The 25,323-nt window shown below is 69.8% G+C and carries 26 protein-coding genes and 1 pseudogene; 15 read left to right on the forward strand and 12 right to left on the reverse strand.

Annotated features, from left to right (window positions below; translation table 11 throughout):
- The first annotated feature begins 77 nt into the window (after window positions 1-77).
- Both IE275_RS41120 and IE275_RS41125 read left to right on the forward strand, forming a co-directional pair.
- The gene (locus tag IE275_RS41120) at window positions 78-473 is read left to right on the forward strand and encodes a DUF2267 domain-containing protein (RefSeq protein ID WP_189717806.1); all 396 of its coding nucleotides are present in this window, start codon (window positions 78-80) and stop codon (window positions 471-473) included.
- Window positions 474-536: 63 nt separating this feature from the next.
- Window positions 537-974: pseudogene (locus tag IE275_RS41125) on the forward strand (DUF2267 domain-containing protein); the annotation flags it as partial.
- A gap of 227 nt (window positions 975-1,201) precedes the next feature.
- On the opposite strand, the gene IE275_RS41130 reads toward IE275_RS41125, so the two are convergent.
- Window positions 1,202-1,540 (reverse strand): MerR family transcriptional regulator, encoded by a 339-nt coding sequence (locus IE275_RS41130; protein ID WP_189717807.1) that lies wholly within the window; start codon window positions 1,538-1,540, stop codon window positions 1,202-1,204.
- A 757-nt stretch (window positions 1,541-2,297) separates the two neighbouring features.
- Here IE275_RS41130 and IE275_RS41135 point away from each other — a divergent pair.
- The 3 genes from IE275_RS41135 (at window position 2,298) to IE275_RS41145 (ending at window position 4,642) form a co-directional block, all read left to right on the forward strand.
- A complete protein-coding gene (locus tag IE275_RS41135) occupies window positions 2,298-2,915 on the forward strand; it encodes a DinB/UmuC family translesion DNA polymerase (protein ID WP_189717808.1) in 618 nt (205 codons plus the stop codon).
- A gap of 139 nt (window positions 2,916-3,054) precedes the next feature.
- The gene (locus IE275_RS46400) at window positions 3,055-3,723 is read left to right on the forward strand and encodes a DUF6417 family protein (RefSeq protein WP_229871152.1); all 669 of its coding nucleotides are present in this window, start codon (window positions 3,055-3,057) and stop codon (window positions 3,721-3,723) included.
- Between the two features lie 436 nt (window positions 3,724-4,159).
- Entirely contained in the window at window positions 4,160-4,642 is a 483-nt protein-coding gene (locus IE275_RS41145) for a lamin tail domain-containing protein (RefSeq protein WP_229871153.1), read from the forward strand.
- 105 nt (window positions 4,643-4,747) lie between these two features.
- On the opposite strand, the gene IE275_RS41150 is transcribed toward IE275_RS41145, so the two are convergent.
- Window positions 4,748-5,575 carry an HNH endonuclease family protein gene (locus IE275_RS41150; RefSeq protein ID WP_444545890.1) on the reverse strand — a complete coding sequence of 276 codons (828 nt, stop codon included), beginning with the start codon at window positions 5,573-5,575 and terminating at the stop codon, window positions 4,748-4,750.
- A 256-nt stretch (window positions 5,576-5,831) separates the two neighbouring features.
- Here IE275_RS41150 and IE275_RS41155 point away from each other — a divergent pair, with 256 nt between their 5' ends.
- Entirely contained in the window at window positions 5,832-6,158 is a 327-nt protein-coding gene (locus IE275_RS41155) for a hypothetical protein (RefSeq protein WP_189717811.1), read from the forward strand.
- 720 nt (window positions 6,159-6,878) lie between these two features.
- Complete coding sequence (locus IE275_RS41160; protein ID WP_373299381.1) at window positions 6,879-8,081, forward strand: M20 family metallopeptidase; 1,203 nt, start codon at window positions 6,879-6,881, stop codon at window positions 8,079-8,081.
- Window positions 8,082-8,582: 501 nt separating this feature from the next.
- Here the strand turns inward: IE275_RS41160 and IE275_RS41165 are convergent.
- Together IE275_RS41165 and IE275_RS41170 are read right to left on the reverse strand one after the other, a co-directional pair.
- Window positions 8,583-9,401 (reverse strand): hypothetical protein, encoded by an 819-nt coding sequence (locus IE275_RS41165; RefSeq protein ID WP_189717812.1) that lies wholly within the window; start codon window positions 9,399-9,401, stop codon window positions 8,583-8,585.
- The gene (locus tag IE275_RS41170) at window positions 9,402-9,755 is read right to left on the reverse strand and encodes a hypothetical protein (protein ID WP_189717813.1); all 354 of its coding nucleotides are present in this window, start codon (window positions 9,753-9,755) and stop codon (window positions 9,402-9,404) included.
- Between the two features lie 993 nt (window positions 9,756-10,748).
- On the opposite strand from IE275_RS41170, the gene IE275_RS41175 reads away from it, so the two are divergent.
- Complete coding sequence (locus tag IE275_RS41175) at window positions 10,749-11,240, forward strand: hypothetical protein (protein ID WP_189717814.1); 492 nt, start codon at window positions 10,749-10,751, stop codon at window positions 11,238-11,240.
- 310 nt (window positions 11,241-11,550) lie between these two features.
- Here IE275_RS41175 and IE275_RS41180 read toward each other — a convergent pair whose 3' ends face one another.
- Complete coding sequence (locus IE275_RS41180) at window positions 11,551-12,630, reverse strand: response regulator (RefSeq protein WP_189717815.1); 1,080 nt, start codon at window positions 12,628-12,630, stop codon at window positions 11,551-11,553.
- Window positions 12,623-12,868 carry a hypothetical protein gene (locus IE275_RS41185; RefSeq protein ID WP_189717830.1) on the reverse strand — a complete coding sequence of 82 codons (246 nt, stop codon included), beginning with the start codon at window positions 12,866-12,868 and terminating at the stop codon, window positions 12,623-12,625. The genes IE275_RS41180 and IE275_RS41185 overlap by 8 nt, the downstream gene beginning before the upstream one ends.
- 221 nt (window positions 12,869-13,089) lie before the next feature.
- On the opposite strand from IE275_RS41185, the gene IE275_RS41190 reads away from it, so the two are divergent.
- The 5 genes from IE275_RS41190 (at window position 13,090) to IE275_RS41210 (ending at window position 19,142) form a co-directional block, all read left to right on the forward strand.
- Complete coding sequence (locus IE275_RS41190; protein ID WP_229871155.1) at window positions 13,090-14,475, forward strand: type IV secretory system conjugative DNA transfer family protein; 1,386 nt, start codon at window positions 13,090-13,092, stop codon at window positions 14,473-14,475.
- A gap of 63 nt (window positions 14,476-14,538) precedes the next feature.
- Window positions 14,539-15,141 (forward strand): DUF4913 domain-containing protein, encoded by a 603-nt coding sequence (locus IE275_RS41195; protein WP_189717816.1) that lies wholly within the window; start codon window positions 14,539-14,541, stop codon window positions 15,139-15,141.
- A gap of 265 nt (window positions 15,142-15,406) precedes the next feature.
- On the forward strand, window positions 15,407-15,676 hold the full coding sequence (locus tag IE275_RS41200; protein WP_189717817.1) for a hypothetical protein: 270 nt from the start codon (window positions 15,407-15,409) through the stop codon (window positions 15,674-15,676).
- A gap of 338 nt (window positions 15,677-16,014) precedes the next feature.
- Window positions 16,015-18,174, forward strand: a complete 2,160-nt coding sequence (locus IE275_RS41205; RefSeq protein ID WP_189717818.1) for a pentapeptide repeat-containing protein — start codon at window positions 16,015-16,017, stop codon at window positions 18,172-18,174.
- Window positions 18,175-18,848: 674 nt separating this feature from the next.
- Window positions 18,849-19,142, forward strand: a complete 294-nt coding sequence (locus tag IE275_RS41210) for a hypothetical protein (protein ID WP_189717819.1) — start codon at window positions 18,849-18,851, stop codon at window positions 19,140-19,142.
- A 27-nt stretch (window positions 19,143-19,169) separates the two neighbouring features.
- On the opposite strand, the gene IE275_RS41215 is transcribed toward IE275_RS41210, so the two are convergent.
- From IE275_RS41215 to IE275_RS41235, 6 genes are all read right to left on the reverse strand, one after another.
- Window positions 19,170-19,967: a zeta toxin family protein gene (locus IE275_RS41215; RefSeq protein WP_229871157.1), complete on the reverse strand. Its 798-nt coding sequence runs from the start codon at window positions 19,965-19,967 to the stop codon at window positions 19,170-19,172.
- Window positions 19,967-20,233 (reverse strand): zeta toxin family protein, encoded by a 267-nt coding sequence (locus IE275_RS46405; RefSeq protein ID WP_229871158.1) that lies wholly within the window; start codon window positions 20,231-20,233, stop codon window positions 19,967-19,969. Before IE275_RS46405 ends, IE275_RS41215 begins: the two co-directional genes overlap by 1 nt.
- Window positions 20,230-20,553, reverse strand: a complete 324-nt coding sequence (locus tag IE275_RS41220; RefSeq protein WP_229871160.1) for a hypothetical protein — start codon at window positions 20,551-20,553, stop codon at window positions 20,230-20,232. Before IE275_RS41220 ends, IE275_RS46405 begins: the two co-directional genes overlap by 4 nt.
- A gap of 141 nt (window positions 20,554-20,694) precedes the next feature.
- On the reverse strand, window positions 20,695-21,141 hold the full coding sequence (locus tag IE275_RS41225) for a hypothetical protein (RefSeq protein ID WP_189717820.1): 447 nt from the start codon (window positions 21,139-21,141) through the stop codon (window positions 20,695-20,697).
- 149 nt (window positions 21,142-21,290) lie between these two features.
- Window positions 21,291-21,554 (reverse strand): hypothetical protein, encoded by a 264-nt coding sequence (locus IE275_RS41230; RefSeq protein WP_189717821.1) that lies wholly within the window; start codon window positions 21,552-21,554, stop codon window positions 21,291-21,293.
- 608 nt (window positions 21,555-22,162) lie between these two features.
- Window positions 22,163-22,990, reverse strand: a complete 828-nt coding sequence (locus tag IE275_RS41235; RefSeq protein ID WP_189717822.1) for a hypothetical protein — start codon at window positions 22,988-22,990, stop codon at window positions 22,163-22,165.
- Between the two features lie 152 nt (window positions 22,991-23,142).
- Between IE275_RS41235 and IE275_RS41240 the strand changes: the two genes are divergently transcribed.
- Complete coding sequence (locus IE275_RS41240; RefSeq protein WP_189717823.1) at window positions 23,143-23,463, forward strand: hypothetical protein; 321 nt, start codon at window positions 23,143-23,145, stop codon at window positions 23,461-23,463.
- A 207-nt stretch (window positions 23,464-23,670) separates the two neighbouring features.
- Window positions 23,671-24,912 carry a tetratricopeptide repeat protein gene (locus tag IE275_RS41245; protein ID WP_189717824.1) on the forward strand — a complete coding sequence of 414 codons (1,242 nt, stop codon included), beginning with the start codon at window positions 23,671-23,673 and terminating at the stop codon, window positions 24,910-24,912.
- Window positions 24,913-25,323: the final 411 nt, after the last annotated feature.

Consider the following 25,323-nt stretch of genomic DNA (forward strand, 5'->3'; position numbering starts at 1 on the left):
GGCATCTGATCTCCCCCCTCACCCCGTCCTCTGCACCCCGTGGGCAGTGCGAAGAACAAGAAGGGGTGGCGGCCGAGATGGCTCTGCGGCGTGAAGCGTTCCTCGACCATGTGAAGGAACGCAGCGAGTACGGCACTGCGGAGGAAGCCGAGCGCGCGGCCCGTGTGGTGCTCGCCCTGCTCGGCGCGCACCTGGTCGGCGAGGTCCGCGCCCAGCTCGCGGCGCGCCTGCCGGAGGGCTTCGCCCTGATCCTGCTCAACCCGCTGCAGAGCGCCGAGCCGCTGCCTCCGGAGCGGTTCGTCCGGGCGACCGCGGCCTGGATCGAGGGCGCCACCGAGCAGACCGCGACCTGGGACGTCAGCGCCGTCCTGTCGACGGTCGCCGACGCGGCCGGCGATGACCTGCTGGGGGAGATCCTGCTCCAGCTCCCCGTCGGCTACGACCTCCTCTTCGGTCGCCCCCAGCCCACCTGACCCATACCTCGGTGCCGCACACCGGCACCGCCCACTCTGGCTTGACGAAAGGCATGCACCGCAGTGATCACCGACGTACGCGTACCGCTTGAGCACCAGCAGCCGTATGGGACGGCGTATGAGCAGATGCTGGAGAAGGTCCGCTACGAAGGCGCCTACCCCACTCGTGAGCGAGCCGACGAAGCCGTCCGCCTGGTCCTCTCGGGCCTGGGACGCCAGCTGACCGGCGACGAACGCGTCGATCTGGCCGCCTGCCTGCCCTTGGAGGCCGCACGTGTCCTGACCGCGCAGATCCCCGGCACACAGCCGCTGACCGGATGGGCCTTCGTCAAGGACCTCGCCGCCCGCTCCGGCGCCTCCCTGGCCACGTCCCGGTGGGACACCGGCTCCGTCTTCGCGGCCGTCGCCGCCCACGCCGGCCCCGGCCTCATCACCCGCATCCTGCACCAGCTCCCCACCGGCTACGCGCTGTTGTTCGGCCGCGCCGAACTCACCCCGGCCCGCGTAAACGGTCCGCGCCCTCCCAGCGCCAGGGAGGGTTGGACGACGGTGCACGGCCCGCGCACCCCGTGGGGAGGGTCCGCCGCAGCCTCGGCGTGACAGCCGGGCTCCGGGCGGGGCCGGAGCCATGGTGAAGACGACGTTGCCCGGGACGCCGGAGCGTCCCGGGCGGTATGTGCGGGCGCCAGCCGCGAAGCGGCTTGGGTGGGTTGCGGATCTTCGCTGTCTCAGGCCGAGGCCGGCGGAGCGGATGACTCGGCGGCGCGGCGGTACTCGGCGTTGAGGCGCTGGGCTTCTTCGAGCTGGTCTTCGAGGATGACGATGCGGCAGGCGGCCTCGATCGGGGTCCCGTGGTCGACGAGCTCCCGGGCCCGGGCGGCGATGCGCAGTTGGTAGCGGGAGTAGCGGCGGTGCCCGCCCGCGGAGCGAAGCGGGGTGATCAGGCGGGCTTCGCCGATGGCGCGGAGGAAGCCCTGGGTGGTGCCGAGCATCTCGGCGGCCCGGCCCATCGTGTAGGCGGGGTAGTCGTCGTCGTCGAGACGGCCGAAGGTGTCGTCTGCTGTCATTGCACCTCTCTGTGGAACGCGCTTGAGGGCCCTGGTGTCGTACGACACCAGGGCCCGAAGGAACTGCTACACCATCTGCCGGCCCTGGTACTGCGCCGGCGTTCTGTTTCCGCTAGCCCGACGGGAATGCTGTCGGGGGTGCGGGGATCGCGGTTGCTTGACCGGAGACCACCTCACTATCGATGTCCTGCGGTACCCGGGCTCAACACTCCGCCCGGGCGATCCTGATGGCGCCTGCTTCCTCCGTTTCTTCCCTCGGTGATCAACTGCGTACTGCTGGTACTGCGAACTGCTCAGCGGCCTGTGACAGCGCCACCCTTCGGCAGTCAGCCCCGTCGCCCGTCCTGCGTCTGCTCTGGCTTAGAACCCCACTGCCGAACTTCCCGGTGCGCGCGTCCGCAGCCGACGCCTTCACCGAGGTACTGCTCACTGACTTCACTGCTGGGTACTGCGTCCTGCACTTACGGGTACTGCGTCAACTGCGGTACTGCTCACGGCGGCCCCTGATCACTGCGGGCCACCCGGTCCGGTCGCCAGTCCCGTCGCCGTCCTGCAACAACCCTGGCTTCGAAACTCTGCCACCGCACCGTCCTGTCAACTGCACTGCGGGTACTGCTGCCCGGCAGTTCGTCTCTGCCAGGCCCTGCTGACTTCCTGGGCTACGACAGAAACCATAACCAGACCACCACCCAATGTCTACTCCAGCCACCATAGATTTTCGCGCGTTCGGCGATGAGGCAATCGAACTCGAACAGCGATGACACAGGGCTGGCAGACCACACGCCGGGCACACGCAGCGCAGACAACCGGGCTCGCCGCCGTCGACCCCGCAACCGTTCAGCGCCTCCTCGGCGGCCGTGCCGGACGCCTGGCCGCCGACCGGGCCCGCGGCATCGACCCCAGGCCCGTCGTCCCGCGCGCCCTGCCCGCCACCGCCACCGTGCGCCACACCTTCCCCCGCCACACCCTGGACGGCACCCACGTCCGCGCCGCCCTCCTCAAGACCGTCGTGGATCTGGGGCAGATGCTGCGCCACCGCGGGCAGGCGGCCCGCGTGCTCACCCTGATACTCCAGTTCGCCGGCAACACCACATGGGAAAAGACCCGCCGCCTCAAGGAGCCGTCCGCACACGACGAAGACCTGCGACTTCTGGCCTACCGGCTGATGGACGCCGCCGCCCTCCAGCGCGGCCGGCTCACCGGCCTTGCCCTCAAGGCCGAGGACCTCATCGACGCCGACCGCGTGGCCCGGCAGATCAGCCTCGACGACGCCCGCGAGGCACGCCTGGTCGCCGAAGCGGCCGTCGACCGGGTCCGCGACAGGTTCGGGCCCGGCGTCATCGGTCCGGCCGCCGTCTTCCGGCGCGCCTCGTGACCCGTCGGCGGGCTACCGTCACCCGGCGCCGGCAGCGAGAGGCGGCGAAACCCGTACGGACGTGACCTATGGGTCCCACCGCCGGTTGACCGTGCGGGCCGCCGGGCCGGACGCGCGGGTCCCTGGTGCGGGGGTGGGAATGACGTACGAGGACAGAGCCGTCGCTGTGCTCAAGACCGTGGCGGACCGGCAGCGGGCGGCCGACCACGGCTGGGCGCTGGACTGGTACCTGGGCCCGCTGCGCCAGCGCGTGTTCCATCTTGCCGAGCGCGGGCTCACCCAGCTGGAGGACCGGGAGGACCGCGCGGCTCTGTCGCTGTGGGAAGAGCGGCCGGTGCGGTGGGCCACCCGCCTCACACCGCCCGGCCACGACCTCCTCCTCTACGCCCGCCACTGCCCCCGACCCGACACAGACCAGCGTGCGCCGTCCCCCGGGGCGCGGAAGGTGGAACTCATCCCGGCACAGATGACGGCACTGCGCCTGTTCGTCCTGCTCGCCGACAGGCTTCAGGTGCCGCCCGCCGAAGGCCTCGCTGAGCAGGTGCGCACGGCCCGGCGCGATGCCCCGGCGAACCGGCATGTGCTGTACCTGACCGAGGAGCAGATGGTGTCGGTGGCGTACGGGTTCTGGCTGCACCGGATGACCGGCTCAGCCCTGGAGGCCAACCGCTTCGCCCGCGACTACGGCATCACCCACGACCCCGCCGCCGGCGCCGAGGGGGCCGCCCGGCGGTATGTCACCGGGGCCGTAGCGGCCGTCCCCGCGTCGGGCGGCACGACAGCCGACTCGGTCGGAACGGGCGGGTAGCGCTCCTGCCGGCGGCCCGATCTGGTGCGGTGCCCCGTACCAAGTGCTCGGCGGATCCGCAGGACGCGCACATCGGATACGGCTGACTGCCGCGTGTGCGGGAGCAGGGCTGTTACTCACTTTCGGGTGACGGGCCGGCCCGGGGCGGGGTGGCGCGCGCGGGTGAGCGCGGGCGAGGGGTCAACTCCCGCAAGCCACCCGCAACCTGCCGGAGCGTCAACATGGTGCACATCCGGCATACATGGATAGTGCAGTCGAGAGTCACGGAAATATGGGCAACAGGTAACACAGTCCATGTTTCCGTCTCACCTTCTCCATGGGGTGGACAGAGTGTGACTGCGCGGCCGGTCCGGCCGCCACCCGCACACCGCACCCGCTACCCGCGGCGCCCGCACAGGTCGCTCGGGGGAGGTGCCCGCACCATCTGGGGGACTTCTTGTCCGTTTCTGCTTCTGTCTCCGCCCGCCGTCTGGCCGCTGCCGCGCTGGCGGCGGGTGCCGTGGTCTCGGCGGTGGCGCTGCCGGCCTCCGCGGCCGACCGCCGCCCCGAGCGGCCGAAGGTGGAGATCTCGGACGTCCAGTACGACTCCCCGGGACGTGACGACCGCACCAACCGGTCGCTGAACAAGGAGTGGGTGGAACTCACCAACACCACCCGCCAGTCGGTCAACCTGGACGGCTGGACGCTGGAGGACGAGTCGGGCCGGACGTACACGTTCGACGGCTACCGTCTGGCCGGGCGGGCCACGGTCCGTATCCACACCGGTGAGGGCCGCGATACCCGCACCGACCTGTACCAGGACCGCCGGCAGTATGTGTGGAACAACGACCACGACACTGCCACCCTGCGCAACGACCGCAATCGGCTCGTCGACGAGGAGTCCTGGGACCACCACCTCGGCGGCGGCAGCCACCACTGACCTGCTGCCCCATCCGTGAGGGCCCGGCCGGGCCCTCACGACCCCTGCGGCGCGCCGCCCCCTTTCTCTCCCGGGGCGGCGCGCCGCTCGGCGTGCTTGGTGTCTCTACTGCGGTGCCTGCTGGTAGGTGACGGTGGTGTCGGGGCAGGCTTCCGCGAGGCGGGTGAGGGCGTCGCGTTCGGCCGGGTCGGCGGGCAGTTGCCAGCGCAGTTTCGTGGCCATCCACGCACCCGTGTACTCGCACCGGGAGACGTCGGCGGGCAGCCAGTCGGCGGGGTCTTTGTCGCTCTTGGAGCGGTTGGAGCTGCCCGAGACCGCGATCAGCGACGCCGGCGCCTGCTGGTCGTTGGCGTAGGCCTCGCGGCGGGCGGGCGTCCAGGCGGAGGCGCCGGAGTCCCAGGCCTCGGCGAGCGGGACCATGTGGTCGACGTCCAGGGAGGACGCCGGTGTCACCCACGTCTGGTCGTACTCGGAGAACCAGCGTCCCCCCGACAGCGCGCACCGCGCGCCGACCTCCGGGGCCAGCTTCGCCTCCGTGAGGATCACCTCCCGGCGGGTGTCGCACCCGTCCGCGGGGTTCAGGCCCCGGTTCCAGTGCTTGAACAGCTCGCGGCTGTAGCCGTCCCGGCTCTCGGCGGCCTCGCCGAGCCACTCCAGGGCCTGGAACAGCGGCACGTCCTGCGCGGCCGCCGGGGCCGGCACCGCCCCGGCTGCCGGCGCCAGGGCGGCGGTCCCGGCCGTCGGGAGGGGCGGCCGGGCATGGGCAGCCGCGGAAGGGGCCACCGGGGGCAGCACGGTGAGGGCAAGCGCGGGCGCGACGAACAGCAGTTTCTTGATCACACCCGGGTTGTAGCGCCCATTCCCCTGCACCAGGCCGGTGTCCGACACGGACTGGCCCAGACGGTCCCGGGAGTTCACCTGCAGAAACGCCACAGCAGCAACCAGCCTGGCAGGACGCCACCAGACCGGACCGCCCCGGGTTGACGGGCAACAGCCGGCCTCCGGCTGGGCGTCGGTCCCGCCACTGGCCCCGATCATGACGCCGACTGTAAGCCGCCCGCGCGCGCCGGCAGCTGACCGAGCGCGTATGGGAGCCGACCTTTGAAAGCGATACCACCTCGGCTACGAGAAGCACGAGTTTGAGCGGATGGACCGGCGCTCAGCCACGATGGATGCAACGGTGTCCGGCATGAGCCAAGGCGCAAACGCTCCTGATCCCGGCAATGAGCAGTCAGCCACCGGGCGTCTGCTCGGTCTCGTTCACTCGTTCGTCACCACGCATGTGTCGTGGAAGCCGCTGTTCATCGGCGCGGTCATCACGGACGACGGCCGTATGCGTCTCTATTTCCGTTCACCTGAGCGGGACCGCACCTACGGGGTGGACGTGCTGATCGGCAACACGGGGCCCGGCTTGCTCGCAGCCCTGGATTCCCCGTCGTTCCTGGCGAACGAGTACCTCCATCAGCCTTCCGACGATCCGCACTGCGATGTGATCGTGGATCTCACCGCCTACTGACGGATCTACCGGCCACGTCAGCATGCCGGCTCTCCCCTGACCGCAGGGTCCGCAAGTTCCAGTGGCGGGTGGATCCCCGAGATGGCGAAGAAGAAGAGGGCGACGACCCAAAAGACGGCGAAAGCAGTTCCCTTGGCGGGGCCGGACCGACTGACGCGCGAGCAACTGTTGGACAGTGTGCCCGGGCCCGACGGTGTGCGGATCGGGTTCGCTGTGCCGGAGAGTCCATCCCCTCCCGCGGGGCGCAAGATGAGGGGGGCAGGCCCTCACGCCGATCCCCCGAGCCGGCGTGAGGCCCGCATATGTCCACTCGGCACAGCCGGGTCCGGCCCCTGCGGCACAGCGCCCGTCAGAGCCGCCCTTCGGACGGAGCATCGTTCGATCACGCCGCCCGGTCGTGCGATCCGGCCAGAGGCGGGTTGCCGGGCCGACGCGGCGAGCACGAACCCGGCTGCCGTCTCGTACGGGCCCGGTGACCTTGCCGGCGCTGCCGGTGCAGCCGGCCGAGGCGCTGGAGCGGTTCTTTGTCGCCTCAAAGACGGTGGCGGTGGTGCCGCTGCCGTCGTTCCACGGGGGGCGAAGGCTTCGACTGCGGTGTCGGGCTCGGCCGGGAGGCGGCGGTGGGCCTGGTCCACCATGGACGGGAAGCGTGCGCCTCTGCACGGCTGGTGGAGACCGCCGACGCCGTGCGAGCGCTGTCGGTGCGACACAACTGACTTGGTGGGCAGACGCGTGAGCACGAACCTTCAGCAGCCGGACGATGCCCGTGCGGTATCGGTGGTCGCACTGGCCCAGGACCTGATCCGGCAGCCGAGCCGGGCCGGGATCGACGACTACACGCCCGTCCTTGGGGTGCTGGAGGACTGGCTCGCCGCTCGCGGTCTGCCGCACAGGCGCCTGTACGGCGACCCGGGGGACCCGGTGGGGTTGCTGGTGGAGATTCCCGGAGGGCGGACGGGGAAGTGGTGGACGCTCGATGCCTGCGTGGACACCGCCCCCTACGGCGACGAGTCGGCCTGGTCGTTCCCGCCGGCCTCGGGCGACATCGTGGACGGCTGGCTGCGGGGACGGGGCGCGGCTGACTCCAAACTGGCCGCGGCCATGTTCTGCCACATCGCGGCAGACCTCGCGCCGAGGGCCCCTGAGCTGAGCGGCGGGCTCGCCGTGCTTTTGGACGTCGACGAGCACACCGGCAACTTCGGAGGTGCCCGCGCTCTTCTCGCCGACGAGGCTGCGGCCCGGCCGGCCGGGGTGATGATCGGCTACCCCGGCATGGAGGAGGTGGTTGTCGGCGGGCGGGGCCTGTGGCGGGCAGTCCTCACCGTGCATGCTCCTTCCGGGCATTCCGGGTCCAGCAGGACGGTGGTCGGCGCGATCTCCCGTGCTGCCCACCTGGTTCGTCTCCTGGACGCGGCGGAAGTGCCCGGAGTGGAAGACCGTGCGGAGTTCCCGCTGCCGGCGAAGGTGTCGGTCACTGCCTGCCACGGCGGCCAGGGATTCTCCGTCACTCCCGACCGGTGTGACCTCAACGTCGATGTGCGTACCACGCCCGGATTCGACGCCCATGACGCCGAGACCCTCGTCCGCAAAGCCGTCGCCGAGCTCGACGCTGCCCTGCCCGCCCCGCGGCCGACCGAGATCACCCTGGTCGCGACGTGGCCGCCGTTCCGGCTCATCGACACCGAGCAGCCGGCCGCGGCGCTGCTGGAAGCTGCCGCGGGGGCCGGGCTCGCCGTTCGGTCAAAGACCGCCGGGCCCTCGAACATCGGCAACCTGCTGGCCGCAGAAGGCATCCCGGCAACGGCTGGCTTCGGGGTGCCGTACAAAGGGCTGCACGGCAACGACGAACGTGCCCACCTCGCGGAACTTCCGACGGTGTATGCGGTCTATCAGCGTGCCGTGCTCGGCCTGCTGAGGGGCTGACATCCCCATCGCGTCCCAGGATTCTCCCACCCGCGATCCCGGCAACTGCCCAACTGTCCAACTGCACTTGTGGGAACGGGACCTCGATCGCGGTGACATAGAGGCAGTACCTTCCCCTGTCCGCCGAGAAGGACCTCGGCACCGACCGAGCAGATCAATCGATCTGCGAAGTCCACCGGCGAGTCGGTCATGTGCGACGTCGTCCTCGATGCCGCTGCCCGGCCGGCGCGGGCGGCACCGCATCGCGCGCAGGACCCGGGCACGTTCACCCGGCCGGAACGCACGGCCGGAACACGCGGTTGCCCGGGTGCGGGGCGGCCCGGCAGGTGCGGGCCCGACGGCCGGGGCGCGCGGCGGGCCGCGCCCCGGCCGGTGCGAGCCCGTGATCGCCCGGGTGCCGGGGCCGGGTGGCGGCCGGTGGCTTTCCGGCGGGGTGCTGGTGGCGGGTGGGGGGTAGGGACGGCCGGGCCGGAGGGAGCCGGCCGCGGCCGTCGCTGTCGTCTACTTGGTGTCCGTGGCGGGTTCCGGGTGAAGCGGTGCGGCCGTGGGGCCCTGGCAGGACGTGAAGTCCCAGTTCCCGACCTTGGCTTGCTCGAGGGCGGGCCAGGTGACGCGGGCGTTCGTACCGGCGATCGCGAAGGTGTTGTCCGGGCCGAAGCAGCCCAGGTAGATCGTCTGTCCGCGGGCGATGTACGTCGTTCCTGATGTCTGGGGCAGCTGGACGGCCAGGTCCCGGTGCAGGGTGACTTTCCGGAGTCCGAGTGTGCTGCCGGACGCTTCGGGCTCGATGTACCGGGTGGTGCGGGGGTGCAGGTCACCGGCGGCCGGATGGAATCCGTAGCCCAGGAGGCTGGTGACGAGCAGGAGTGATCCGAGCCCGCCGGCGACCGCTGCGGCCCGTGCCTGCCGCGCGGGGTACTTCGCCAGGAACGTCTGCTCGAAATCAGAGGGTGTTTCCGGTGTCCAGAGCCTGATCTCGCGGAAGTTGTCGGCGATCCACCGGTCGTTCCTGTGGTCGCTGCGTGCGCCGTTGACCCAGAACTGGGCCAAAGACTCCCGGGGGACCGACGGCAGCGCCAGCGTCTGCTGCACCGCGAACAGGTACTTCCACCGGGGATGCCGTTTCGGCTTCGCACGGAGAAATTCGGAGACCTTTCCTTTATTTACGAAAACTTTGGCACCGTGGCAGCATTTGGCCTTCTCTGAAATGGCTTCACAGCTCAGGTTGCTCAATCGCACGTCCTTACGAATCAGTTCGAGCCAGAACTGGTGCGCGGCGGACGCATCCTTGCGGATGCGGCCCATTTGCGGCCCCGACATCTATCGCTCCGTCAAGGTGTCGTCGGCCGGGCCACCGGGCTCGGCCCGGCCGTCCTGCGGCGGCTGCGCCTGTGAGGGCTGCCCGGGCGTCCTGCCGGCCGCTTGCCGCGCCCCGTCTTCCCCGCCGGCTCCTGCCGGCTTGGCCTCGGCGTTCTTCCCGGCCGGCTCCTGCATCCTCTTGCCGCCGGAGGTGAGGGGGTGCAGGAGCTGGTTCACGCCGACCACGATCGCCAGGATCAAAGGACCTACCAGCGTCGGTCCCACGTCCATCAGCAGCAGTGCAATCGTCAGGGCGGTGAAGGTGACCAGACCGATCACCGTGAGGATGACGACGTGCCTCAGCTCTTGCGACACCGCAACCTTCCTTCAAGTCGTGCTTGTTCCGGACGTCCCAGCGGTTGCCGGTATGGCTGCACTGTTGTCGAGCCCGCTGTCTCGCGTTCTCGTGACGTCTGAGCAAAGGATGCTGAAGGAGGTGCAGTTGAGGGAAGCCGTGAACGGCGTGACAGGCGTTTTCGGAACGTTCCCGATTTAGCGGCCAGTTGATTCCTCCAGGTCAACGGCAACGTTCCCATTTTTTACGGGAGGCCGGGAGCGGAAAGGCCCGTGCATCGGTGCCCGATACATATGTCCGAGCTGCCGTGTCCTGTCTATGGGGCGGCCCCAAAGCGGTGTACGCCGGGACCCGTACCGCCGGCCGGGGACCCGTCCGTACCCTGCCGGCGCACACCTCGCCTCCCGGCCTCCCGCCCCGGATGCCCCTGCCGCCGGCACCACCGTCCTGCCGCACTCACCCCCGGCCGAGCACCGTGAACGCATTCGCTCCAGCCCGCGCCACGGTGCCAACCACCGCCCCCCCCACACGCGACCTGACCACCCGTACGGCGGTCTCCGTGCCCCAGAGTCGGCGGGGACAACGAACCGAGGTGAGTACCTGTTCCTGGGCCGTTCAGGACAGGTGTGCGCGTTTGCCGTGGGACGGTCAGGGCGACAGGGCGGGACGGTCAGCGGCTGGGGTACCGGGCGCGGCCGGTACCCAGGCCGCGCACCAGCGATACGCTTCGGCGGATTCGCCGCGTTCGAGGGGCGCGGGGTTCGACCACGGGGGTGGGGCAGATGGGGCTCAACAGGCACGGGCGCAGACTCCTCGCGCGCGGAGCGGGGTACGGACTCGCACTGCTGGCCGTGACTTCGTGCACGACGGCTCCGCCGTCGGGATCCGCGCCGCCCCCGTCGCAGCAGGCACAGGCCTCACCCGCCGGGTCGCCCTCGCCGTCCAAGTCGGCATCCTCGTCGGGGCCCGCCGTCCCGGTCGGGGCGGCGAGGCCCACGGTCGCCGACGCACTGATGCTGGCGTCGGTCCGCAAGAGCATGAAATCGCTGCCGTCCCACGAGATGCCGTCCGACGATTTCGTAGCGGTGCTCCGCAGGGATGCGCCGGACGCCGGTGAGCTCCTGTGGATGAAGGATGACCGCGCGTACTGCTCCGCGATCGTTCGCGAGGGGCTGGCCAGGATCGAGTGCGGGGTCCTGCCGGAAAGCCGGCCGCGCAAGGGCGTCCTGAAAGTGACGACGGGCGAGCCGTACCAGGACAAGCCCGGCCAGCAGCCCAGCCTGTTCGTCTTCCTCGCCATCGTCGAGGGCGAGCATGGCCCGTACGACTACAAGGGAGCGGCACCAGAGGCAGCGGGCCCGGTCCACGACGCCGTCGTGACCTTCGCTTCGGGCCGCAAGCTGGGCCTGATCTCCTACGAGAAGCACTCGCGCCAGATTCCGGAGACCGAGATCTGCGGCGCGGACGGCGCCGTGTGCTTCCCGGCCTACTACCCGAACCGCTAGGTTCTGCCCCGCCGATCTTGGACCGCGAAAGGATGCCGTCCATGACGTGCATCCGAAGGGGCCGTGCCGCGTAAAGATCAACCGCAAGCAGGTGCCGCGTCGGAGACGCGAGCCCATCGCTCACACCGCAGGAGCGGCGTCCGTGGTGGTGTGTGGGCTTGAGCGTAAATCTCGGCCCGGGGGAGTGACCGGGTTCGCCGGTGAGCCGGCCTGGCGGGGCAGCCGGGGGCGGTGTTGCGCGTTTCCTGCTCCTGCCCGGTTCCGTGCATCCCCGTGCACGGGACCGGGCCTTGCCGGGCGTGCCCGGGGCCTATGGGGTGCATCTCTCCAGGTAGATGGAGGTGAATACGGCGACTTTGGCGCGTAGGGCCCAGGGGTCGAAGGGTTTGCTGATGTAGTCGACGGCGCCGGCCGCGTAGCCGCGGGCGGTGTGTTCGGAGTCCACGCCCATGGCGGTCAGGAAGATGATGGGGACGTCTCGGGTCCGGGGCCGGCGCTTGATGTGGGCACAGGTCTCGTACCCGTCCATCTCCGGCATCTGCACGTCCATGATGATGACCGCGAAGTCGTCGTGGTGGAGCAGGGCCTTGAGGGCTTCGCGGCCGGAGGAGACCGTCACGAGTTCCTGGTCGAGTGTCGCGAGGACCGCGGTCATGGCGAGCAGGTTGTCCGGCTGGTCGTCCACGACGAGGATCTTGGGCATGCCCTGAGGGACGGCGGGCAGCCCGGCCGCCGTGGCCGCCTGCTCGACGGCGGCCAGCTGGCGTTCGAGCAGATCGCAGCGGCCCTCCGCCGCGGCACGTTGGGCCTGCGCCTCGCGCAGGTCCGTTCCGAGCCGCTCGACTTCCTGCTGGAGTTCGTCGCGTTCGGCGATGAGGCCGCAGACGTCCGGGTGCACCGCTGCCAGCTGGTCCGCCCGCTTCTGTTCCGAGATGCGGTCGGCCTTCAGCTGGTTGAGCCGTGTCTCGAGGTCGGCGATGCGCTGCGTCCGGTCCAGCAGTGCATCGCCCAGGACGTCACCGCGGACGCTGGATCGCCGCGAGACCCGGTCGGCGTCGGCCAGCTGCTGCTCCAGGATCTCCACCGCGTGCTTGGGGGAGGACGCGGCGTCCACGGCCGACCCGTACAGAGCGCGTACGAGCTCGATGGCCTCGGTGGTGACCGCCGTCCCGCGGTACTCGGCAACGTCCGCGAAAAGGTCGCTGATCACTTGCCACGGAGGTAACCGGGTGCCGTTCAGGTAGCGCGAGACGGTGCCCGGGTCGAGCCTGCGCCGCGCCGCGTATCGCCGAACGGACACCTGCAGGCCTTCGAACAGTTCCCGCAGGGCCTGGGCGAGTGCGCGTGAGGCGTCATTGAGGTCGTCCCCCAGCGGCCGCAGCTCAGCCATGGTTCTCCCCCTCCGCGATGCCGGTGCCCGCAGGCCCTTCAGGCCGGACCGTGGTGGTGTCGGAGTCGATGAGGCGGTTGAAGAACGGAACCGCCAGGCCCGCGACGGCGAGCCCGGCGAGCACGCTGCGCGGCGTGCTGTCCCCCGCCAGCGCCGTCAGCCCCCCGGCCGCCGCGCCGGCCAGCACGGCGAGGAGGAACACCAGCGTCGATCTCAGCGACAGCAGAGGACGGTCCACCCGCGTACTCCATTCGTTCAACCCGACTCAGGGGCAAAGGACTTGTCGCCCCTCCCCGCAGTTTGCGGAAGGGGGAATCCAGAATGGACGAACCTCAAGGTGTTGCAGCCCGCGATCGAGGAATGAGGGCGCCGCAACATCCCGCTGCAACGCCCCCACCACTCCATTCGTAGGATGTTCTGGCTGGTCAAGAGGCTGGTGCTACGGGACGTTGCCAAGCGTTGCTCTGCAACACTGCTGAGTTCCTGCACCAGGTCCGCGAACTCACGCCCGTCCCGGCTGCCCGCGCCGCGACCCGCCTGCGCGCCTCCCTCAAGGGCGTCAAGCCCAAGGAGATCAAGCCCGCCGACCGCGGCGTGCTGCTCGGCGACCACCTGCCGTCCGGCGTCGAGCTGCGCGGCTCCGACGAGGACACCTACCTCGCCATCATGGCGCCCCGCGCCGGCAAGTCGACTGCGCTGGCCATCCCCATCGCCGAACAGGCACCGGGCGCCCTGCTGCTGACGTCCAACAAGGCGGACGTCTACGCCGCGACCCGCGCCGCACGCTCGCGTGTCGGCACCACATGGGTGCTGGACACCCAGGGCGTCGCCCAGGTCGAGCGGGCCATGTGGTGGGACATGATCGCCCAGGCGGAGACGCTGGAGGGCGCCGAGCGCCTCGCCGGGCACTTCGTCGGCCAGATCACCTCCGACCAGGCCGACCCGTTCTGGTCCCAGGCCGCCCAGGACCTGCTCGTCGGCCTGTTCCGCGCGGCCTGGTGGGACGGCGGGACCGTCCGCGACGTCATGAAGTGGCTGTCCGATCCGGCGGAGAAGACGCCGCTGCGCATCCTCTACGAGCACGAGCCCGTCCTCGCCGAGCAGGTCGACTCCAGCATCTCGATCGCCGAGGAGACCCAGAGCGGCATCTACCAGAACGCGCGCACCGCCATGTCGGCGCTGCGCGAGGAGAAGGTCCTCGCGTGGGTCACGCCGGACAAGGTCAACCCCCGCTTCGACCCCGAACACTTCGCGACCAGCAAGGACACGATCTACTTGCTGTCGAAGAAGGGCGGCCCCACGGCCGCGATCGTCGCCGCCCTCGCGGACGCCGTGTTCACCGCCGCCGCCGAGGCGGGGGAGCGGGCCGGCGGGCGTCTGCCCGAGCCGATGCGCGCCGTGCTCGACGAGGCCGCCAACATCTGCAAGATCGCCGACCTGCCCGACCTGTTCAGCCACCTCGGCTCGCGCGGCATCAACCCGTTCGTGATCCTCCAGTCCTACCGGCAGGGCGTGAAGGCCTGGGGCGAGGTCGGCATGGACGCCATGTGGTCGGCCAGCACGAAGAAGGTCCTCGGTGTCGGCCTGGACGACGCCAAGTTCGCCGCCGACATCTCCAGCCTCGTCGGCGCGCACTTCGTCAACCGCGGCTCGTACTCCAAGAGCAAAGAGGGCGGCTACTCCCACTCCGTGTCCGAGCAGCGCGAGCAGGTCATGGACGCCGCCGAGATCCGCGCCATGAAGAAGGGCACCGCCCTGCTGCTGGCCACCGGCCTGCCCGTCGCCCAGATCGCCCTGCGCCCCTGGTACGAGGAGGAGGCCATGGCCACATCGGCGACGAGATGAAGGCCGAGGAGACGGCCATCACCAAGCGGGCCGTGGTCGCGTACGAGGAGAGGAAGGCCGCCCGTGAGCGATGAACCCGACGTGCCGCGCTTCGAGGTCCCGGTCGGCCTGTTCCAGGACGTCGAGGACCTGCGGGCCGACGTCGTCCGCCTGACCGGCCAGGTCAAGACGCTCATGGAGGCCGCCGAGACCCGCGCCGAGGAGACCCCGCCCGGCGATGAGACGGCCGGCACCGGGGAGGAGCCCGAGGGGAAGACCGGCGACGAGGACGACGAGGAGTGGAAGTTCCCGCCCTTCATCCTGCTGCTGGACCCCCCTGAGTACGACGACGAGCTGCGCGCCCTGACCGAGTGGGTGGAGGGCGTCCTCGTACCCGGGTACCTTGCCGAGCCCAGCGCCGAGGCCCGCTGGTGCCACCGCTGGTTCGACCACCCCGTCGCCGTCGCCCGCCTCCACGCCTGCTGGCTCGCCTGGCAGGAGCTGACCGACCCCGCCACCTGCGGCTACACCGGCCCCAGCGTCTGGCACCGCGACCACCTGGACCCCTGCATGCGGGAACTGCGCGGCTCCAGCGGCCCCTTCGAGGGCTGCACCAAGAACGAGCACCAGATCAACCACCGCCTGCCCGGACTCGTGCCCAGCGCATGGAGCCACACCGGGGACTGACCTATGAACGGGGCCGGGTGGAGAGGAGCCGCGACATCTCCCCACCCCGTCGGGCGGGAAGGCACGCGGGCGAGCCGCCGCAACGTCAGTGGCGGCACGTAGACTGGCACTTGTGTTCCCCGCCGATATGAGGGGGAGTAGCGCCCAGAGCTTTTCCTGTGGGTCTGAGGGCAGCCGTACAGGTTCGTGCGGAGCGACGACAGCAGGCAGCCAGCGCCTTTCGAGTGTGAGTCGGCCGCGCTCGTGTTGGTCACACCTGTTCTGCATGTTGTCAACAGGGGTGGTCGGGCTCGGCTGCCGCGAGGGCATCGGCTTCGGCCACCCCTTCCTGCCCGGAGGGGAATCCTTGAATCTCAAGATCATGGGCGTGGTCGTCGTCCTGCTGGCGGCCGCCGTGGTCGCCATGGGGGTCGGCATCACCGTCTTCGTCCTCGGCTCGAAGCCGCTCGCGGCCCTTGGATCTGGCGGGGCCGCCTTCGTCGGCACCGCCGGCCTCGGCATGGTCGTGCTGGGCTACCTCGCGCCGAACACCTGAGCCCGCCCCGGTCCTGAACGAGCGGCTCGGGGTGGGGTGACAGCCGTCCCACATGCAGGCGGGGCCCGTCCGCAAGGACGGGCCCCGCCTGCATGTGACCGCCACCCGTCCTAACGGCCGGGGCCGCCGTTATCTTGGGTGTGAAGGGGGTGTCAGGCATGTGAGGTCTATGCGCCTCAGTGCACCGTGCCTGACAGATATCTACGGGTTTTTCAGGCATGTACGGCAAGTAGTGATACAGGCCCGCATCTCCGACGATGCCTGTCATTGTCGAGCCTGAACCGTTCCCGCCCCCAGGGCGTCCATACGGGCACCTGACACCCTGGAGCCGCCACACCATGAGCACACCCCCGACAGCGCCAGCCTGGCCGCACTGCGCGCACGGCGCTGACCCGGCCACCGCTCCCGTCGGCTGCCGCGGCATCCACGTCGCCGGCCACACCGCGTGCCTCGCCCACCTGGTCGACGCCGACCGCGACGCCTACCTGGCTGGCCTGACTCCCGGCGCCAACATCGACCACCGGGGCACCACATTCACCGATTCCCTCCTCACCGCCTTACTCAACGCCCTCCGCGACCCCACAACCCGTAACGCCCGCTTAGGCGACGCCCGGTTCGGGTCGGCGACCTTCGAGGGCGACGCCCGGTTCGGGTCGGCGACCTTCGAGGGCGGCACCTGGTTCGGGTCGGCGACCTTCAAGGGCGACGCCCGGTTCGATTCGGTGTTCTTCAAGGGCGACGCCCGGTTCGGGTCGGCGACCTTCGAGGGCGGCACCTGGTTCGGGTCGGCGACCTTCAAGGGCGACGCCCGGTTCGATTCGGTGTTCTTCGAGGGCATCGCCTGGTTCGGGTCGGCGACCTTCGAGGGCGACGCCCGGTTCGATTCGGTGTTCTTCAAGGGCGCCGGCTGGTTCGGGTCGGCGACCTTCAAGGGCGACGCCCGGTTCGAGTCGGCGTTCTTCAAGTGCAACGCGGGGTTCGAGTCGGTGACCTTCGAGGGCGACGCCGGGTTCGGGTCGGCGACCTTCAAGGGCGGCATCGGGTTCGAGTCGGCGTTCTTCGAGGGCGCCGCCGGGTTTGAGTCGGTGACCTTCGAGGGCGACGCCCGGTTCGATTCGGTGTTCTTCAAGGGCGACGCCTGGTTCGGGTCGGCGAATTTTAAGGGCAACGCCGGGTTCGGGTCGGCGACCTTCGAGGGCGGCACCCGGTTCGGGTCGGTGACCTTCGAGGGCGACGCCGGGTTCGGGTCGGTGACCTTCGAGGGCGACGCCGGGTTCGGGTCGGTGACCTTCGAGGGCGACGCCGGGTTCGGGTCGGCGACCTTCAAGGGCGGCACCCGGTTCGGGTCGGCGTTCTTCGAGGGCGACGCCCGGTTCGAGTCGGCGACCTTCGAGGGCGCTGACCAGTTGGGGCCATTGGTGTGTGCTGGGCGGGTTGGGCTGTCTGGTGCGGTGTTCAGCGGCCCGGTTACCCTCTTGTTTGCTGCGCGCCGTCTGGAGTGCCGCCGCACTCGCTGGTCATCGACAGCGGAGATCCGTCTGCGCTACGCCACGGTGGACTTCGCTCACGCGGTGTTCGAGTACCCCCTCACGATTGCCGCCGAGCCAGATCCGTTCGTGCTCACCAACGGCCGACAGCTCGCCGAAGATCTCTTTTCGAGCGCGCCCGACCCCGGGGTGAGGGTGGCGTCGGTGCGTGGGGTGGACGCGGCCCATCTGATCCTGGCCGACCTCGATCTGTCGGGATGTCTGTTCGCCGGCACGGTGCACCTGGACCAACTCCGTCTGGAGGGGGCCTGCACTTTCGACACGGCTCCGCCCGCCGTGCACTGGCGGCGATGGCTGCCTGTGCGGTTCACCGCGCGTCGTGTCCTGGCGGAGGAACACCACTGGCGCGCCAGCCGGCCGGGGGCAGTGCGGGGCTGGGACGTGGCGGTCCTCGGTGCTGGGCGGGCGGGGCCGGTGCAGCTGGCTCCGGTGTACCGGGCTCTGCGCAAGGCCTTCGAGGACGGGAAGCACGAGCCGGGGGCTGCGGACTTCTACTACGGGGAGATGGAGATGCGCCGCCACGCCGACGACATCCCACGCAGTGAACGGGGGCTGCTGACCTCCTACTGGGCGCTGTCCGGCTACGGCCTGCGAGCCTCCCGGGCTCTGGCCTGGCTCGGGGCGGCTATGCTCCTCACCATCCTCCTGCTCATGGCCTTCGGCCTCGCCCAGGACACTCCGAAGCAGACCGCGACCGGCACCGTCCCGGCTGGCGGGGGCAAGGTCACCTTCGAGATCGACAAGGATGATCCCCAAAACCCCACCGGCAACCGGTTCACCGGCGAGCGCTTCGAGAAATCCCTGAACGTCACCCTCAACTCCGTGGTGTTCCGCTCCTCCGGACAGGACCTGACCACCGCTGGCACCTACATCGAGATGACCTCCCGCCTGACCGAACCCGTTCTGTTGGGCCTGGCCGTCCTCGCCGTCCGCAACCGCGTCAAACGCTGACGGCCCTGCCCCGGCCAAGCGAAGCCCTGTGAACGGTTCGACCGAACCGCTCACGTGCCTTACTTGCCTACACCGCCGATCATGCCTTTGAGCTGCACAGAAGCCCTTCGCCCCCTAGATAACGTTCACGGCGCTCGGGACCCCTTCGAGACGCCAGGATCCGGGAAACGCTCAGGACGCCGGCGTGGACGGGTGGACCTCCAGCCCCTCCTGCGGGTTGAACGGCGACACCTCGCCCTCGCACCCGGCGTCGGACCGTACGAGTAGCAGGTGCGGCATGAGGTCGGCCAGGTTCCGGCGCCTCTTGGTCGGCGGGCACGTGCCCGGCGACCGTGTAGGCCGTGCCGACCAGACGCACGTCCCAGCCGCGCAGGTACGACCAGTCGACGCCGGACGGCTGCGGGTGCAGTGCGTCCCGGCGGAGGGCAGCGTGAGGTGGGCAGGCCGTGCTATATGATGACCAGTCAAGGTTCATGGATTTACAGCCCGTTGTGGCGACCACCCGAGGCCATTGCGGCGAGGTGCTTAAAAAAAAGCCCTACGGGTGTGATCCGGATCACAACACACTGCTCACACGAGCGCGATCTTCGCGTGGGGCTTCCTCGTCGAATCGGGGTCCCGCCGCAAGGACACACTCCAGCGGAGCGGGGTTCCATGGACCAAAGGGCCCGCAGTTGAATCTGTACATCGACCCCGTGAACGGCCTGATCGTCGTTGTCGGCCTGTTCGTGGGGTACGCCGTCTATCGCTTCCCTCTCACTACCCCGGGCGGGTCGGCCTCGCTGAACAAGCAGGGAGATCTTTCGGGCGGCATCGCTGCGGCGGCGGCCGCCATTGTCATCCTCGCCTTCCTGTTCGGACGTGGAGACGGAACGGCGAACCAGGACGGGGGCAACAGCCCGACGCCTGTGGCGACCGTGCACGAGACGCGCATCGACAGCCCGCCGCCTTCCAGTGTGGCGAAGTGAGCAGGCACGGGCTGCCGGTCGCGTGTCCTATCGGCTGGGCCCGCGACGGTGATCGGAGCCTTCCGGGCCGCGGCCGTGGTGCGGTGCCGAGTGGCTGGTCCCGGAGCCGGGGCTTTCAGGGGACGGCTTGACAGGCTTTCCGCGGGTCGTCGTGCTGCGCGAGCGGGCGGCGGCCGCAGACTGCCGGGCGGGACTGAGCCTGGCAGCAGCCTCCGGGGTGAGCAGCGGGCGGGCCTGCTCCTCGATACGGGCGAGCCGCGCGGACCACTCGCCGCCGAGGCCGCGCCCGGCCTCGCGCAGGCGCAGCTGGGTCGTCACGAAGGCCTCGCTCTCGGGGCCGGTCCAGGGCCGGGTCCGCTCCGCTTCGAGTGCCGCGCGCAGGGCCGGAGCGTCGATCCAGTTGCCCAGCTCGTCCAGAGAGTTGGTGTAGCGGGGGTTGGATTCGCCGCGGCGGTAGATGCTGGCCAGGTCCACGAGCGTGCCGCGGTCGACCAGGTCGGCCAGGGCGAGGATCCCCTGGTACGACTCGTCGGCGTTCGCCTGCACGGTGAGCCGTCCCTGCCCGCGGTCGGCGAGCTGCTCGAAGTACCGCGCGACGATGCCCTGGTTGCTCATCGGCTGCGGGACGCCCATGAACAGACCCTCGACGCGTGCGCCGCCGTCGCGGTAGGCGCGCATCTTCGCCTCCACGGCCCGAGCGTTCTGCGAGGTCTCCTGGACGATCGCGTGCAGGCCGTGCGTACGGACGTACTCCTCGGCCTTCGCCATCCAGGCCCGGCCGTCGGCCCGGGTGTAGGCGGCCATGAGCGTGTCGTCCTGCGCCATCAGCGCCGCGTAGGCGGGGTGGGGTGGTAGGGCTTGTAGAGGTCGGAGTCGACGTCCGCGAAGCCGCCGTGCCGGTTGAGCACGGAGGCCACCATCTCGGTGACGCGGCTCTTGCCGGCACCGGGCTGGCCGACGAGGAAGACGACCGTCGGCGTCTCCTGGGACGCGCGGCCTTCGAGGAGGTCGGGCACGATCCGTACGCGGAAGATCCGCTCGTTCTCCTGCTCGGGCAGCCGGTACCGCTCGACTTCGCCGGGGTCGGTCACGCGATGCCCGCCAGGACCTCGCGGGCGAGCCGGGCGTAGTGCGCCCGGGCCGCGGCGATCTGTTCGTGGTCGGTGGAGCGAAGTCCCTCTCGTTCCCGGGCCAGCCTGGTCTGCGCCGCGCGGGCCGCCTCGATCACGGCCGCGTCGGGCTCCGGCTCGTTCTCCTCCGCGGCGATGAGCGCGCTGTAGGCCCCGACCGCGCCGTTGACCGCCTCGATGGCCGCCTCGTACGCGGCGGTCTCCTCGTTCGACCACTCGTGCGGGCCCAGCTGGCCGGTGACGGAGATGCCGTTCGTCGGCATGCGCTCCCCCTTCTCCATGGTGTTGATCATTGTGGTGGACGGGCAGCGGGTCGCCCTGGTTCAGGCCTGCGGCTGCGTGGTCGCCGCGCGCTGGCCGGGGAGTTCACCGGCGTTTAGGGCTGTACGAAGTCGGCGTGCGGAGCCGCCCTCCCGGGACGTTTAGGGCCCGGTGTGACCGCCGTCCAGCCGCTCGAAGGCGGTCCGGAAGACCGGCACGTTCTCCGTGGCCATCTGATAGGCGATGTTCTTGTGCCACGAGGGGTTGTCCGGATCCCATACCGGGCTGATGGGCGCCGTGACGCCCTCCGGCCACCAGCCCTCGCGCACGCCGCGAGGCACCGCGCGGGACAGCGCGACGGTCGGCCCGTTGAGCTTGCCGAGCACCTGGCGCAGCTGCTCGGCGTCGAGGTAACCGTCGCCGTCGACCACGACCATCTCGGCGAACCGGCGGGCGCCGGCGGGAAGGGATCGGAGGTAGCGCTCGGCACGGTCGACGGTCCAGCCGGTGTCGACGGCGGTGACGGTCAGCTCCGCGCCCTGTTGCGCGGCGAGGGTGAGCACCTTCTCGGCGAACGCCTCGCTCGCTCCCTCAATGGTGATCTTCACTTGCGGCCCCTTATGGAAGATTCTTACCCGGTTCTCCGGGGTCTGCACGGCGAGTGTGGTCCGCCGGACCCCTTTCCGTCTAGATCCCGGAGAATCTGGCCAGAGTTCTGCACTCGATCGGGTGACGCGGCGGCATGGTGCGCCGGCGTCTACGGGGCCTCGCCGATGCGGGTGGCCGTCGGGCCGGGGGCCGGTCTCTCCGACGGGGGCTCGACGCTCTTGATCCCGTTGACGGCGTAGGCGCCGATGGCGACGGCGGCCGCCGCTGCGGTGACCGCGGCCACCAGCCGCTCTCCCTTGGTCGTCGTGCTCATGGTCCCGGTGGCCGGCGCCATCCACCGGTACACCAGGCAGCCGATGGCCAGCGCCGTCCCCACCACAAGGACGGTGGCGAGGTCGAACGTGATGTTCACGGAGGGGTTCCCCCTTGGGTGCGGGCATGCGCTTCTCACATGCGGGCGTGGAGTATGGACAGGTCTCACCCCTTGCGTCGCGGGGTGAAGGCTCGGACAGGGCCTGGAGTGTGCGGGCGGGACGGGTTAGCCGCGCAAGCGGCCACGGGCACGGACCAGCAGTACGCCGCACGGAAATGCGTCGAGCCTGCGATTCGTGAGGAAGCAGGCAAAACGCCTTGCCGGAGCCCTTCGCCGGGAGAGTGAATGCTGGACCTGTTCGTTATGGGCCAGCAGTCCGACAGTGCCGGGAGCCGCGGTTAGCCACGCAAGCGGCCGTTCACTCCTTCACGGGGCACGGCACGACTCGGCCCCTAACAGGGTGGCGGAGGGCTGTGGTTCATCAGACGGGGTCACGGGGCGCCATTCAATAGGCGCAGCCCCCTCTTCATAGGGAGCCAGTGGATTGCCTGGGCGGCCGAGGCTCTGCTGCACGAAGTGCCGGTGGAGCGAGGCGACCGTGCCGGGAACGGGGGTTGGCTCCGCAACCCGCCCGCACGTGAGGCGCAGCATGCCGCGGTGATGGGTGATGAGGGAGGCCGCCCTGTAGGCGGGCGGATGACGCCGGGTCAGGACATCGGAGGGCCGGGGTGCCGCTGTTCGGCACGACGTCGCTGCTCGGCGACCAGCCGCTTGACCTTGCGCCGCACGCGCTCGCCGAAGGACTTGGGCTCGACGGCGCCGGCGTAGGTGGCGGCCTCTGTCCAGGTGGTCCCCTCGCTCTCGGCGTACGCGAAGACGACCGTGCGCTCGGCCGGGTCGAGCCCGCGCAGGACAGCGTTGAGCCGCTCGTCCGCGAAGACCCCGCCCTGCGTATGGGCCAGCAGGTCGACGTCCGCGGCGACCAGGTCGTGCAGCGACAGCCCGCCGAGGTCGGCGTCCAGGGACAGCACCCGCCCGGCCCGGGTCCGGCGCCGCCATACCGGCACCAACTGCCGGTGCACCGAACGGGCCTCCGCCCTCAGCGCGCCGAGCGCGGAGTGCGGCAGCTGCCCGGTCTGCCACAGCGGATCGCACCAGGAGCCGACCAGGGCGGTGGACACGGCCTCCCGCCACCGCTCGCTGCGGCAGAGCATGAACGCCTTGGCGGCGTGGTCGACGACGCTGTCCCGTTCGGCAGGCGTGGGAGTGGGCCAGTCCTTCACAGCCGGCGTCCAGCCGTGGACGACAGTGCGGATCAGTAGAGCCTGTACGAGGTCTCCCGGATTACGGGAGTTCCTCTCCATGGACCTCGTCACGACGACGGGCTTGAGGGGACGATGCTCTGCGCGTCGGTCTTGCAGGTGGATGCCGTCCGAGGTGGCGTGGGCGAGGCGAGGCAGATCTCCGGTGCAGCGCCCAGGGACGATGAAGGGGACGATGAAGGGGAAGTCGTCGGGTGTCGAATCGGGGGTCACTGCCTGCTGCTCCTTGCGTGGATCGGGGTGCTTCACCACTCGGTCCCGGGGAGCCGGGCCACCAGCAAAGAATTTGAACCCCCCTCACGTGATCCGGGTCACAGGGCGGCGGGGGTGTCCTGCAGGGCGAGGAGCGCGGCGAACTCGCGGTCGTGGGCGGCCCGGTCGCGGGCCTGCGCGGCGGCGGCGCGGTGTGTGCGGGCGTGGTCGGGTTCGAGGTCGGCGAGTTCGTCGTGCCGCTCGGTGCTCTCCTCGCGCAGGTCGGCCAGGCGGCGCAGCGCCTTGGCGCGGACGACGGGCTCGGCCCCGGTGCGGGCGAGGCGGTGCAGGTCGTCTTCAGGACAATGCCGGTGGCTAGGACGGCAAGGAACGCCGCGAGGCCCGCGTGTCGGCGCGGGCGTGAGGACTGGGTGTGGTTGGCCATCGGTGCCTCCTTCGAACTCGTCTCGGACTCTGAGGTCCGGTTGCGGTAAACGAGTTCAGAGTGAAACGACACCGGGTTGTTGCGCGCCGTGGCACGGTAGTGCGGTGGTGCCAACTTTCCGGCAATGACTCTAGGTGACGGGTTCGGGGATAGGGACATGGTGAGGCGTGAGGACAGCAGGCTGCAGCCACTGGGGAATGACCTAGGCCCTGAGGCGAGAGCACTTGCAGAGAGTCTGCGCACACTGTTCAAGACGTTGGACATCACGGTGACCCGCTACGCGCTACGTAGCGATCGCGACAAAGGTGCTATCTCGCGCTATTTGAATGGCTGTCGCGTACCCCCGTGGGAGTTCGTCGTCAAGCTGCAGGACGATACTGCGAAGCGTTTGGGCCGGCCGGTCACTTCTGATGCGACCGAGGCGCTGCGGGAGCTGCATCGGGCGGCGCTGGGTGCTGCTAATCCCCATCGCGCCGAGGTCCAGCGACTCGAGGATGCTCTGGCCGAGGCCGACGAACAGGTTCAGCAGACACAGCTACGCGAGCAGGTGCTAGCCGAGGCGTTGCGGGATGAACGGCAGCGTGTTGCAACGCTGCAACGACAGCTCACCCAGGCCCGCCTTGACGCGGAACGCGATCGTGCCGATTGCACCCGGGATCTAGAGCAGCGGCAGACCCTCAGCGAGGAACTGCAGGGCGAGGAGACGCGGCTACGCGCCCACATCACCCGGCTTGAGAAGGAACTGGAGCAGGCCCGCCGGCGCACACTGGAGGCCGAAGAACGCTGTGCCCGCCTCGAACGCGAACTTGCCGAGGCTGAAGTCGAAGCAGAGGCTGCAGCCGACACACGTGAGATGGCCCAACCGGAGACAGGCCAGCGACTCCCACACACCCAGAAAACCCTCACTGGACGCCTGCTCCGGGCTCTGACCGGCATACAGGCCTGGGCGGAACCGCAGCCACAGGAAGCGGCCGCACTCTATGCACGGCTGGTAGAGGAGCGCGTAGCAGTACTCGGGCTTGACCACCGCAAGACGCTGACGACACGAGCGCTCCATGCGAAGAAAGTGGCTGACTCCGGAGACTTTGCTGAGGCTGCGCGACTGTACGGCCAATTGGCCGACGACCGCGCTGAAATACTCGGTGCCGACCACTACAGCACCTTGGCCGCCCGCAACAACCAGGGCCACTGGATCGGCAGGTCCGGGGACCACGTTGAGGCTGTGCGGTTGCTCGCGCCGCTGGTTGAGGACCTCACCCGGGTATACGGAGCCGATCACCGCCACACCCTGATCACGCGGACCCATCTGGCGCTGTATATCGGTAAGGCGGGAGACCCGACCCAGGCACTGAGACTGTACGCATCGTTGCTCCCGGACCTCACACGGGTGTACGGAGCCAACCACCGCCACACTCTGTGCGCGCGGGATCGTCAAGCGCGGTTTGTCGATGAGACGGGAGCCCCGACCGAGGCTGCGCGGCTGAACCCCGCGCAGTAGACGGGGCTGGCGGTAGCAGGCGTCGAACTTTCAATCTTCGGCCGCCGTACGGGAACCTTCCTTCGCGATACAGCGCCGCCACCAGCACGTTTCCGCAGGTCGCCGCCGTAACCCTTCCCGTGTACGCACCAATGCCACGTGCTCGGGGGTGCGAGACATCGAGTGCTGTCGCAGCTCAGGTCGCACTTCGTTGGACATTCGGCGCCGGCTACCGCAACCCGTGTTACTGATGGTTTCAGAATGAGGTCGCGAGCGTATGGGGCGCCGCCGGATGAGGCGAGGGCCTGTCCGATCTGCCCCATGCAGTTCTGTCTCACTGCCTGACCCACGACGGCCGGCAGCCGTGCAGGCTCACCCGGTCGGCCTAGCCACTGTGCATAGTGTGCTCATGGATCGATTCGTGGGTCAGGG

This window comes from Streptomyces phaeofaciens, assembly GCF_014648915.1.
Taxonomy (GTDB): Bacteria; Actinomycetota; Actinomycetes; order Streptomycetales; family Streptomycetaceae; genus Streptomyces; species Streptomyces phaeofaciens.

Coding starts and splice junctions, on each gene's coding strand:
- IE275_RS41120 (WP_189717806.1), top strand. CDS start 78: ATGGCTCTGCGGCGTGAAGCGTTCCTCGACCATGTGAAGGAACGCAGC.
- IE275_RS41130 (WP_189717807.1), bottom strand. CDS start 1,540: ATGACAGCAGACGACACCTTCGGCCGTCTCGACGACGACGACTACCCC.
- IE275_RS41135 (WP_189717808.1), top strand. CDS start 2,298: ATGACACAGGGCTGGCAGACCACACGCCGGGCACACGCAGCGCAGACA.
- IE275_RS46400 (WP_229871152.1), top strand. CDS start 3,055: ATGACGTACGAGGACAGAGCCGTCGCTGTGCTCAAGACCGTGGCGGAC.
- IE275_RS41155 (WP_189717811.1), top strand. CDS start 5,832: ATGAGCCAAGGCGCAAACGCTCCTGATCCCGGCAATGAGCAGTCAGCC.
- IE275_RS41165 (WP_189717812.1), bottom strand. CDS start 9,401: ATGTCGGGGCCGCAAATGGGCCGCATCCGCAAGGATGCGTCCGCCGCG.
- IE275_RS41175 (WP_189717814.1), top strand. CDS start 10,749: ATGCTGGCGTCGGTCCGCAAGAGCATGAAATCGCTGCCGTCCCACGAG.
- IE275_RS41180 (WP_189717815.1), bottom strand. CDS start 12,630: ATGGCTGAGCTGCGGCCGCTGGGGGACGACCTCAATGACGCCTCACGC.
- IE275_RS41200 (WP_189717817.1), top strand. CDS start 15,407: ATGTTGTCAACAGGGGTGGTCGGGCTCGGCTGCCGCGAGGGCATCGGC.
- IE275_RS41205 (WP_189717818.1), top strand. CDS start 16,015: ATGAGCACACCCCCGACAGCGCCAGCCTGGCCGCACTGCGCGCACGGC.
- IE275_RS41215 (WP_229871157.1), bottom strand. CDS start 19,967: ATGGCGCAGGACGACACGCTCATGGCCGCCTACACCCGGGCCGACGGC.
- IE275_RS41220 (WP_229871160.1), bottom strand. CDS start 20,553: ATGGAGAAGGGGGAGCGCATGCCGACGAACGGCATCTCCGTCACCGGC.